Genomic DNA, 10580 nt, shown 5'->3' on the forward strand with positions numbered 1-10580 from the left:
TACATCATCTCTCAAACGCTAGGGTCACAGCGGGAAGGAAGGGCCCGACACGCCAGTGCCGGTGGGGCCGCCTAGGTCTGGGCCTAAGGGTTGTGTGAGGGAGCGTCCTAAATCCCATTTTGCACAAAAAAAAAGCCCTCTCCAATAAGGAGAAGGCTTTCTATATCTATACGCTTAGATGTTCTTACATCATACCGCCCATGCCACCACCTGGCATTGGAGGCATTGGAGCTGCACCTTCTTTTTCTGGCTCTTCAGCAACTACACACTCGGTAGTCAATAGGAGAGCGGCGATAGAGGCTGCATTCTCAAGTGCAAGTCTTGTCACCTTCGTAGGGTCAATGATCCCTGCTTTGAACATGTTTACATACTCTCCGTTTGCTGCATTGAATCCGTAATCTGCTTTTCCTGCAACTACTTCATTCACCACTACGGAAGCTTCGCCACCGGCGTTCTCAACTATTGTTCTTAGCGGAGACTGGATCGCGTTTCTTACGATCGTCACACCTGTATTCTGATCTTCATTTTCAAGTGTTAGACCGTCCAGCGCTTTCATTGCTCTGATAAGGGCAACTCCACCACCAGCAACGATACCTTCTTGTACAGCAGCTCTTGTTGCGTGAAGTGCATCATCTACACGGTCTTTCTTCTCCTTCATTTCTACTTCAGTAGCAGCTCCTATGTACAGGATAGCTACACCACCAGAAAGCTTAGCAAGTCTTTCTTGTAGTTTTTCCTTATCGTAATCAGAAGTCGTATTCTCGATTTGCTGCTTGATTTGGTTGACTCTAGCTTCAATATCTTTCTTCTTGCCAGCACCATTTACAATGGTCGTGTTGTCTTTATCGATATTGATTTTGTCAGCAGTACCTAAGTAATCAAGCGTAGCGTTCTCTAGTTTGTATCCTCTTTCTTCAGAGATTACTGTTCCACCTGTAAGGATAGCAATATCCTCAAGCATCGCTTTTCTTCGGTCTCCAAAACCTGGAGCTTTTACAGCAGCAATTTTGAGTGATCCTCTGATTTTGTTTACCACAAGTGTAGCAAGTGCTTCACCTTCTACATCTTCAGCGATGATCAACAATGGTTTTCCGGTTTGAGCAGTTGCTTCAAGAATTGGAAGCAGCTCCTTCATGTTAGAAACCTTCTTGTCGTAGATCAAGATGTAAGGGTTTTCCAACTCAGCTTCCATCTTGTCAGTATTGGTTACAAAGTATGGAGAAAGGTATCCTCTGTCAAACTGCATACCCTCCACAGTTTTCACTTCAGTCTCTGTGCCTTTTGCTTCTTCAACCGTGATTACTCCGTCTTTTCCAACTTTATCCATTGCATTAGCAATCATGTTGCCAATTTCAAGGTCGTTGTTAGCAGATACAGAAGCAACCTGTGCGATTTCTTCGGAAGTCTTAATTCCTTTAGACTGCTTTTTAAGGTTTTCAACAACAGCAGCAACTGCTTTATCGATACCTCTCTTCAGATCCATTGGGTTAGCTCCGGCAGCAACGTTTTTGATTCCGTGACCAAAAATTGCCTGAGTCAAGACAGTTGCAGTAGTAGTACCGTCACCAGCATCGTCTGCAGTTTTAGAAGCTACCTCTTTTACCAGTTGAGCGCCCATGTTTTCAATTGGCTCTTTTAGCTCAATTTCTTTTGCTACAGAAACTCCATCTTTTGTTACGTTAGGAGCACCAAATTTTTTGTCAAGGATTACATTTCTTCCCTTAGGTCCTAGTGTTACTTTAACTGCGTCAGCAAGTATGTCAACACCTTTTTTGATGCTATCTCTCGCGTCAGTATTAAAGAATATATCTTTTGCCATGATTATTTTATTTCAGTTTTGAGATTAATTATACAATTCCGTAAATGTCAGCTTCTTTCATAATCAAGAACTCATTACCATCAATGGTGATTTCAGTTCCTGAGTATTTTCCGTAAAGCACCTGGTCACCAACCTTTACGTTGATTGGTTCATCTTTCTTACCAGTACCGATAGCGACAATTTGTCCTCTCTGAGGTTTTTCTTTTGCAGTATCAGGAATGATGATTCCGGACGCTGTTTTTTCTTCAGCCGCCGCAGGTTCTACCAGAACTCTGTCAGCAAGTGGTTTGAAATTTACTTTAGACATGTTGTTAAACGTTTATGTTTAGTTAGAATTCAGATTTGATTCATACTGTTAACATTTTGTGTGCCAATACATGCTTGTCAGTACTTTCATGCCTTATTGTGACATTTTTACAGGAAGTAATGTCATATTCACCTAAAACTGCGTTTTAATTCTTGACAAACTGACATTTGAGGTTTAAATTTTGTCTTAAAATTCTTTGTATATGGATAGTTTAAAACACGATTGGTTGACAGATGGACTTATTGATTATGAGTATAAGAAGTATGTACTTTTAGCCTATTTGAAGGATGTGGGTAAACGTTTTAATCAGTCAGAGCTATATCCTTTTATGACGGATTTAATCTTTCACTATCGAAACCTGATAAAGGTAAGGGAAAGTAAGAAGCTCATGTATGACAGTTTCCCTGAGTCATTGACAAAGGCTGACTTTAATAAACTGAGGTTGACCTATGAAAAAATTGTCAATGATGACGAAGTGATGCAACAAATTGAAGAGATCATATCTTTCGCGATTCCAAAAATGAAGAACATGCTGGAGGAAGGAAAAGAACTTTATGAATTTGTAGAAGAGAATATAAAGTTGGAACCGGTAGGGGTGTCACCAATCTATTCGGATGAAGGATATCTTTTCATAAATCAGGATTCATCAAATGACATTGCTATATACAGGTATCAAATGACCTTTTTTGAGCATGCAGAGGAAAAATACAGAAGTATGACGACTGAATTTCTTATGAATGAGATGAGGAACATCAGCAAGACGTACGAAAATATAAAGGTAGAACTGACCCGCCAGTTTACGGAATTACCTAATCCAGCTACTTATTTAGCGGTGAGCAAACTAAAATTTCCTTTGAAAGAAACTGTATTGCCTGTGGCTAAAAGAATGTTGGTAAGAGAGATTTCTTAGTTGCCAGTGCTATCAGTAGTAGAGCCTGTAAGGTCTTCCAAGCCAGAATTGTCTGCATCAGCCGGTTGGATTCCTTGTGGGATTACCGGTTGAGCACCCTGTGCATTTTCAATATTGGGGCTTGAAAGTACGTCAGCGTCTGTGTTTGGCTGGATAAAATTGGTAGAAACAGATAGTATTAACAATGTGATTGCAAAACCCCAGGTTAGTTTCTCAAGTAAATCGCCTGTTTTTTTAACACCCATAAGCTGAGTAGTGCCAGATCCACCAAACTGACTTGAAAGACCTCCTCCTTTTGGGTTTTGAGCAAGGACCACAAGAATCAACAACACAGCTACAATTACAATCAGGGTTACTATTATACCGTACATCTATTCAATCTTTGAAATTAAGTCCGCAAAGTAAGATTTTTTTTCTGGATATTTCAAGCTTAATGCCTCATAGATTTCGATGGCACGCTTTTTATTTCCCTGATGAAGGTAAATTTCTGCTAAATACTCGCTAGCGAGGTTGGGATCCCATGCTGCACTTTGTTCGGCTAAATCCTCAGATCTAATATCATCCTTCCTTTGATACTTAATAGAAGGGGATTCTTTGATAAACTTATCTATGATGTCTTGCTGAGATTTCCCGTCAGATTTATCATCATCTTTCTTGTCTTCTTTCTTTGTTGACTTTGCGGTGGATTTCTCTTTGCTGGTCTTTTTGGCAGTCTCCTTCTTGGTTGTAGCCGTCTTTTTCTTACTGGTAGCCTTAGTTTCTGATGCTTTGGCTTTTGTCGTTTTCTTCTCGGTTGCCTTTTTAGCCGTGGCTTTCTTCTCTGTAGTTTTTTTCTTGGTAGTAGGTTTTTCTTTCTTCGGTTTTTCTTCTGCTACTTTTTTTGGTTTCTGTTTTGATTCAGCTTTTTCTGCTGCTTCTTTCTTTTCTGACTTTTTAGATTCTGAGTTTTTCTGAGTTTCTTCCTTCGTATCAGAAGTCTTATCATCGATTGCTTCCGTATCAACGAGGCTAGACTTTAACTCTGATTTTGACTTTCGAGGATTCTTTCTTGGTACAGGTTTCGCTTTAGAGAGATCAGGAAGTGTGATTTTACTTTCTTTTTCTTTTTTAGGCTCCTCGGTAGTTTTACTCTCCGGTTTTTCCTCCTTTTTGTCATCAAGAAATGCAGCAGGATCAATATCTTCAGGTGGCTTCAGGTAGCTTCTGGATGAGAATCTGGAGAAGCGCGGTTCTCTTACCACTCTTTCAGCTCGTTCATCGTCTTTGCTTGGAGTATCTTTTTCTTTTTCTTGCTCTTCTTCTTTCTTCTCTGTAGTCTCTAACTCTTTTTTATCTTCTTCTGCAACCTCCTGTTTAGCTTTCTTGGCAGCCTCTAAAACCTGTTGCGTGATGTCTGAAATTGCTTTTCTCGACTCTTCATCCACGGTCTCCTCTTTAGTAGCTTCCTCCTTCGGCACCTCCTTTATAAGTGCTTCTTCAACTTCAAGGATGTCCTTTTCAGAAGTAGGCGCATCCTTTTTGTCTTCTACCTGGTTAGCATCATTACCTGCTTCTGATTCTATTGTTGTAGTAGTCTCACCAGGGCTTTCTTTTTTCTTGTCTGAATCTTCTGTTCTAGCTTTTTGAATAGCTGCGGAGACCGCATCATCTTCTTCTATTTTCTGCTGTACTTCAGCGAACTTGGCTCTCGAGTTTTTGAGGTTCTCCATGTCCCTCTCCAGATCCTCAAGTATTGAATCGAGCTCACCACTTGGTAAGTCAGGAACTTCTGGTTGAGGTTTTGCATCCCTGCTTTTAATTGGAGAAGCAGATTTAGCAGATTCAACAATTGCTTTTTTAGGAGGTGCAATTTCAGACTGTTTCGGAGTTGGCTTAGATTCCTTTTCAGTGTCTGTACGAATAGGTTTTTCTTCCTTCTTAGTTGTTGCACCTTTGATAGGCTCCTTTGAATCTTTTTCTGCAGTAGGTTCTGCTGTCGTAGGTGTGCTAACCGTTTGCTTTGGTGGCTGAGGAGCCTCTGGTTGCTTTTTACTTTCAATAGAATCCTTTCCCTCTACTTTCTCCTGAATTGGAATTTTTCCAGTTGTTTCCTGAGTAGGTTCCTTTTTAGGCGACTCTTCTGCTTGGGCAGGTTCCTGTAAGAAGAAAAGGTTTCCACTTAAATATTTCTTGAGAAGGACCCGGTCAGTTGAGTAAATGGCTGCTGAAGCAACACGCTTTTTGGTTTCAGGAAGATTATGTTCCTTGCTGACCTTTGCAAGCAAAAGCCGAGCACTCAGGAAGTACGGATGTGCATTAACTACCTCTTCCAGCTTACCCACTTGTTCCTTGGATAGCTTATTTGGATTTCTTAGATAGGTGATTAACTCGGTTTTGTTCACTGGGCTAAGCTAACGGTGTTTAAGCTAAAATTAAGCAAAATCACCAATTTGCAACGGAAGCATTGAAGATATCTAAAACTATTTGGTCGAATATCTCCTCTACAAACGCTTCTTCGTTAGCTGCCAGATTTGTGGAATTATCATAGTCTTTGAAAAATGAGAACGTTTTGTCAAAGTCAAAAGTAGGGTCATTTATGTTGGTGTAAGAAGCTGAAACCGTGATTGTAATCCGGGATAATGCAGAAAAATCGGCCTGGCCCTGATTCCCGGCTGTAGCTGCAACAGGTGTTATGGTGTAATTGGCAATATATCCATCCAATTGCAGATGTCCATTATTATCTACAAGCTCTAGACTTGTATTTTGTTGGAAATAATCTTTGATCGTTTCAGTAAATATTGCACTCATATTGGATGGACCCAACGGCGCATTGTTATAGAAGGTAGCAATGGAAATCGTTTTAATATCAGGAGATAAGGTTCCTCCTGTAAAATTGTAGATGCCACATCCGGAACTAAGACCGAGTGATAAGAGCAGTAAGATTAGACTAAAGGTTCTCAAGTTCATATTGCTTTATCTTCCTGTACAAAGTTCGTTCCGAAATGCCCAGGTCTTCTGCGGCGTATTTTCTTTTATTATTATTCTTTCTTAAAGCCTTGATTATCAGCTCTTTTTCTTTCTTTTCTAATGAAAGTGAATCTTCGAGTTCCATTTCATGGGTGATATCCTCAACTTCTGAATCGTAATCATCCTGATTAGACGAAATCACAAGCTTAGGCTCATCATCACCATCTTCTTCATCTTTCTCTTCCTTGTACTCATCAAGCCGTGCATGAGAGGAATCAATGTTTTGAAATAGTGTTTTATGATCCTCTAAGATCTCTTGGTCATTATCATCTCCATCCAACATTTTGAAAACCAATTTTTTCAATTCAGCCATGTCAGATTTCATGTCGAAAAGTACTTTATACAGAATATCCCGCTCCGTGAAATTGTCAGAAGTATCTTCTTTACTTAGTATGGCTGGTAAATTACTTCCAGTTCTCGGCAAATAGGTCTGAAGCTGATCCAGGTTTATTTCTCTCTCCACACTGAGCACGCTTATTTGCTCTACCAAATTTTTCAATTGCCGGATATTACCTGGGAACCGATGAGATTTTAGGTACCTTTTGGCGTCATCTGAAAGTTTAATTGGCTCTGTTCGATAATTTTCAGAAAAATCATACGCAAACTTTTTGAAAAGAAGCACTACATCGTCATCTCGTTCCCTCAATGCAGGCACGTAGATAGGCACAGTACTTAATCGATAGTATAGATCTTCCCTGAATTTCCCTTTTCCTACTGCGTCAAGCAAATTGACATTGGTAGCAGCGATGACTCTGACATCTGTTTTTTGAACTTTGGAAGATCCAACCTTTATGAACTCACCATTCTCGAGTACTCTTAACAGCCTGGCTTGGGTGCTTTGTGGCATCTCACCAATCTCGTCAAGGAAAATAGTACCTCCATTGGTTACTTCGAAATACCCCTTTCTATCACCAGTAGCACCTGTAAAAGAGCCTTTCTCATGACCGAAAAGCTCTGAATCGATCGTGCCCTCCGGTATCGCTCCGCAGTTTATGGCAATAAATTGACCGTGCTTTCGGTGGGAAAGGCTGTGAATGATTTTGGAAAATGATTCTTTTCCAGCACCACTTTCTCCCGTAATTAGTACGCTCATGTCAGTGGGAGCTACCTGCATAGCCACACGGATCGCATTATTGAGTTTGTCGGAATTGCCTACAATCTCAAATCGCTGCTTAATAGCTTGAATCTCTGAATCAATCTTAAAACTCATACTAATTCTCCAAATAGGGTGGCAGGGGAGCAGTCATTCACTCTTACGTCCACATAGGTGCCTGCAGGAACATCTGCATCAAAAATAATTACTTTGTTAGCTGAATTTCTTCCCTGCATCTGTTGGTCCGAACGCTTACTTGTTCCTTCTACAAGGACTTTGAACTCTTTGCCAATATCAAGCTTGTTTCGCTCAAATGATATTTCTTTTTGCTTGTCAATGATTTCCTGCAATCTTCTTTTCTTGACCTCAAGCGGAATGTCGTCAGTGTATTTCTTGGCTGCCAGTGTTCCCGGTCTTTCAGAGTAGAAAAACATGTAAGAAAAGTCATACTTCACATAATCCATTAAGGATAACGTGTCCTCGTGTTCTTCTTCTTTCTCCGAGCAAAAACCGGCGATCATATCTGAACTAATGCCACATGCTTCACCTAATATTTCTCTAATTGCATCCACTCGATTGATGTACCATTCCCTATCGTAGGTTCTGTTCATGAGTTCAAGAACTCGAGAATTCCCGCTTTGAGCGGGCAAATGGATGTAATTACAGATGTTTTCATACTTTTTAATCGTGTGAAGTACTTCATCAGTAATGTCCTTTGGGTGAGAAGTAGAAAATCTTACACGTAGATCCGGATGAATTTTTGCCACCATTTCGATTAGGTTGGCAAAGTTTACAATCTCATTAATATCATTTTTTTTGTTTAACCTGGCTTTGTTATTCTCTTCAGCAGACCATTTGTAAGAATCTACATTCTGACCTAAAAGTGTAACCTCCCGATATCCTTTATCAAACAACTCTTGAGCTTCGTGTACAATAGATTGTGGATCTCTGCTTCTTTCTCTCCCTCTGGTAAAGGGTACAACGCAAAAAGAACACATGTTGTCACAGCCTCTCATGATAGAAATAAAAGCTGTAACTCCATTTGAGTTTAGCCGGACTGGGGAAATATCCGCATAAGTTTCTTCTCTCGATAAGAAAGTATTTATTCCTTTTTGTCCTTCTTCTGCTTGTTTTACGAGTTTTGGTAAATCACGATATGCATCTGGGCCAAGAACTAAATCCACAATTTTTTCCTCTTCGAGCAATTTGGACTTTAATCGTTCTGCCATGCAGCCCAAAACCCCAACGGTCACATCTCGATTTTTCTTTTTTACACCATTAAAAAAATTAAGCCGGTTCCTAACCGTTTGCTCTGCCTTTTCTCTGATCGAACAAGTGTTTATCAAAATAACATCAGCCTGCTCAGGGGAAGAAGTTGTTCCAAATCCCTCTTTTTTTAATATCGAGGTTACAATCTCACTATCGGAGAAATTCATTTGGCACCCATAACTTTCGATGTATAGTTTTTTCAGTGCCTTTGTCCCATCATCTTCTGTGGTTTTGAATTCACATGATTCAGGTTGATTCTTTTCGGCCTCCAATAAATCTATATCTGCTATCAATCCTTGCATGTCGCAAAGATAGGAGGGTAATGACATTTTGTCAGCACTTCTGCTATTGATTTTTATCTAGTTTTAAAAGAAAAATGGCTCATATTCAAGAGGTGAGGGGTTATACACCCAAATTTGGTGCTGACTGCTGGTTTGCACCAAATAGTGCGATAGTTGGTGAAGTTGAAATGGGGGATAATTGTACGGTATGGTTTGGTGCGGTGGTAAGGGGAGATGTTAATTACATCCGAATCGGTAACAATACCAATATTCAGGACAATGTAACGATCCACGGAACCTATGAAAAAGCAGGAACAACCATAGGGAACAATGTTTCTATAGGGCACAATGCGGTTGTGCATGGATGCACGATTGAGGATAATGTTTTGATCGGAATTGGAGCTATTGTCTTGGACAATGCGGTTATAAAGTCTGGCTCTATCATAGGTGCAGGGACAGTTGTATTGGCGGGAACGGTTGTTGAGGAAAATACGGTTTTTGGAGGAATACCTGGGAAGAAACTAAAGAGCATGGATAGTGAAAATAAAGAAATGCTAGGTAGAATTGCAGGTAATTACAAGATGTATGCTAGTTGGTTTAAATAGAATTAGAAAATTATGAATGTATTAGTTAAAATCTTATTGTCATCAATCGCGGTAATAGTGGCTTCCTACTTACTACCAGGTGTGGTAGTTGATTCTTTTTTGACAGCCATCATCATTGCCATTATTTTGTCGTTATTGAATGTTACTGTCAAACCAATTTTGGTTATCCTAACAATACCGTTGACGGTTTTTACACTCGGACTCTTTTTGGTAGTGATTAATGCGTTAATCGTGCTCATTGCAGATTCATTAATCTCAGGTTTCGAGGTTTATAACTTTTGGTGGGCTTTGCTCTTTAGCATATTGCTTTCAATTATCAACGCCTTTTTAGCTGACCTGAGCAAGGAGGGTTAGAAATAAACAGGACACTGAGGGTCTTTTCTATAATTTCTGAGTTTTACCCTATAATTCAGTAATATCTCGTGCGTACCTCTTGAGTTATTGTTTAGGGCGTTAACAGTCGCATCATATGCGTATCCTATTCTGAAGTTTTCATTGAGGATAAGTTGGGTAAGGAAAACAAGTGCATCACCACTTCTATAGGATACACCCGCATAGGCAATGCCATCGAAAATGATTGTGGCATTTAAATCCCAACCCACCCGGCTTTGTTCCTGATATCTGAATAAAGCGGATGGACTGAATTTGATGTTTTGATTGATATCAAGAATGATACCTCCAGTGGCATAATAATACCTGCTTTCCTTAGCTTCTGAGGTGGTCCCGTCTGCCTGGACCTGATATAAACTGTTTTCTAAGATATACGGAACAGAAATACCTGCATACATTTTTGGATTGGCAAAGTAGATACCTGTTCCAAAATTTGGTGTAAATCGGGTAGGGGTTCCTGTTAACAACTCATCATCTTCGTTCAACACATTAAGCTGTGAAAAATCAGATCTCCTATTATCAAAGCCTCCTGATAACCCCATAGCGAGAATTCCTGCACTGGTCTTTATCTTATAAGCACCACTTAGATAAACTGCAGATTCGGAATGTACCCCGATTACATCTTTAGATGCCTGTAAACCTAATCCAACCTGGTTTCCATAAAAGGAACTATGTACGGCCAGAATATTGGAAGTTGGGGCTCCATCCACGTTAATCCATTGTTTTCTATGAATGAAGCTAGCACTTAAAATATTTAAACTTCCTGCATAAGCTGGATTGAGTGCCAATCCGTTGAACATGTAAGTAGACATAACAGGTCGTTGTTGCGCAAAAGCACAGCTGACCATTATTAGTAGGAAAATAGATATTAAGGACTTTTTCATCATTTCATTCACGCTA

Annotated in this window: 11 protein-coding genes; 3 read left to right on the plus strand and 8 right to left on the minus strand. The window is 39.9% G+C overall.

Annotated features, from left to right (window positions below):
* Nucleotides 1-184: 184 nt before the first annotated feature.
* On the minus strand, nt 185-1819 hold the full coding sequence (gene groL / locus ACO05G_RS06800) for a chaperonin GroEL (protein WP_421765278.1): 1635 nt from the start codon (nt 1817-1819) through the stop codon (nt 185-187).
* 28 nt (nt 1820-1847) lie between these two features.
* Nucleotides 1848-2126, minus strand: a complete 279-nt coding sequence (locus ACO05G_RS06805) for a co-chaperone GroES (protein WP_421765279.1) — start codon at nt 2124-2126, stop codon at nt 1848-1850.
* Nucleotides 2127-2328: 202 nt separating this feature from the next.
* On the opposite strand from ACO05G_RS06805, the gene ACO05G_RS06810 reads away from it, so the two are divergent.
* Nucleotides 2329-3036, plus strand: a complete 708-nt coding sequence (locus ACO05G_RS06810; protein WP_348281319.1) for a hypothetical protein — start codon at nt 2329-2331, stop codon at nt 3034-3036.
* Here the strand turns inward: ACO05G_RS06810 and secG are convergent.
* Genes secG through miaB form a run of 5 tightly spaced genes read right to left on the minus strand, consistent with a single transcriptional unit; the run spans nt 3033 to nt 8706 of the window.
* Nucleotides 3033-3407, minus strand: a complete 375-nt coding sequence (secG, locus tag ACO05G_RS06815; protein WP_348281318.1) for a preprotein translocase subunit SecG — start codon at nt 3405-3407, stop codon at nt 3033-3035. The two genes, ACO05G_RS06810 and secG, sit on opposite strands and share 4 nt — an antisense overlap.
* Nucleotides 3408-5417, minus strand: a complete 2010-nt coding sequence (locus ACO05G_RS06820; RefSeq protein ID WP_421765280.1) for a hypothetical protein — start codon at nt 5415-5417, stop codon at nt 3408-3410.
* Between the two features lie 40 nt (nt 5418-5457).
* Entirely contained in the window at nt 5458-5982 is a 525-nt protein-coding gene (gene lptE, locus ACO05G_RS06825) for an LPS assembly lipoprotein LptE (RefSeq protein ID WP_421765281.1), read from the minus strand.
* Nucleotides 5963-7252 (minus strand): sigma-54 interaction domain-containing protein, encoded by a 1290-nt coding sequence (locus ACO05G_RS06830; protein WP_421765282.1) that lies wholly within the window; start codon nt 7250-7252, stop codon nt 5963-5965. Before ACO05G_RS06830 ends, lptE begins: the two co-directional genes overlap by 20 nt.
* Nucleotides 7249-8706 (minus strand): tRNA (N6-isopentenyl adenosine(37)-C2)-methylthiotransferase MiaB, encoded by a 1458-nt coding sequence (gene miaB / locus ACO05G_RS06835; protein ID WP_421765283.1) that lies wholly within the window; start codon nt 8704-8706, stop codon nt 7249-7251. Before miaB ends, ACO05G_RS06830 begins: the two co-directional genes overlap by 4 nt.
* A 74-nt stretch (nt 8707-8780) precedes the next feature.
* On the opposite strand from miaB, the gene ACO05G_RS06840 reads away from it, so the two are divergent.
* Entirely contained in the window at nt 8781-9290 is a 510-nt protein-coding gene (locus ACO05G_RS06840; protein WP_421765284.1) for a gamma carbonic anhydrase family protein, read from the plus strand.
* Nucleotides 9291-9302: 12 nt separating this feature from the next.
* Nucleotides 9303-9644, plus strand: a complete 342-nt coding sequence (locus tag ACO05G_RS06845; protein WP_421765285.1) for a phage holin family protein — start codon at nt 9303-9305, stop codon at nt 9642-9644.
* Here the strand turns inward: ACO05G_RS06845 and ACO05G_RS06850 are convergent.
* The gene (locus tag ACO05G_RS06850; protein ID WP_421765286.1) at nt 9641-10567 is read right to left on the minus strand and encodes a type IX secretion system membrane protein PorP/SprF; all 927 of its coding nucleotides are present in this window, start codon (nt 10565-10567) and stop codon (nt 9641-9643) included. The two genes, ACO05G_RS06845 and ACO05G_RS06850, sit on opposite strands and share 4 nt — an antisense overlap.
* Nucleotides 10568-10580 lie beyond the last annotated feature (13 nt).

This window comes from Ekhidna sp., assembly GCF_965227465.1.
Classification (GTDB): domain Bacteria; phylum Bacteroidota; class Bacteroidia; order Cytophagales; family Cyclobacteriaceae; genus Ekhidna.

Coding starts and splice junctions, on each gene's coding strand:
- groL (WP_421765278.1), bottom strand. CDS start 1,819: ATGGCAAAAGATATATTCTTTAATACTGACGCGAGAGATAGCATCAAA.
- ACO05G_RS06805 (WP_421765279.1), bottom strand. CDS start 2,126: ATGTCTAAAGTAAATTTCAAACCACTTGCTGACAGAGTTCTGGTAGAA.
- ACO05G_RS06810 (WP_348281319.1), top strand. CDS start 2,329: ATGGATAGTTTAAAACACGATTGGTTGACAGATGGACTTATTGATTAT.
- secG (WP_348281318.1), bottom strand. CDS start 3,407: ATGTACGGTATAATAGTAACCCTGATTGTAATTGTAGCTGTGTTGTTG.
- lptE (WP_421765281.1), bottom strand. CDS start 5,982: ATGAACTTGAGAACCTTTAGTCTAATCTTACTGCTCTTATCACTCGGT.
- ACO05G_RS06830 (WP_421765282.1), bottom strand. CDS start 7,252: ATGAGTTTTAAGATTGATTCAGAGATTCAAGCTATTAAGCAGCGATTT.
- miaB (WP_421765283.1), bottom strand. CDS start 8,706: ATGCAAGGATTGATAGCAGATATAGATTTATTGGAGGCCGAAAAGAAT.
- ACO05G_RS06840 (WP_421765284.1), top strand. CDS start 8,781: ATGGCTCATATTCAAGAGGTGAGGGGTTATACACCCAAATTTGGTGCT.
- ACO05G_RS06845 (WP_421765285.1), top strand. CDS start 9,303: ATGAATGTATTAGTTAAAATCTTATTGTCATCAATCGCGGTAATAGTG.
- ACO05G_RS06850 (WP_421765286.1), bottom strand. CDS start 10,567: ATGATGAAAAAGTCCTTAATATCTATTTTCCTACTAATAATGGTCAGC.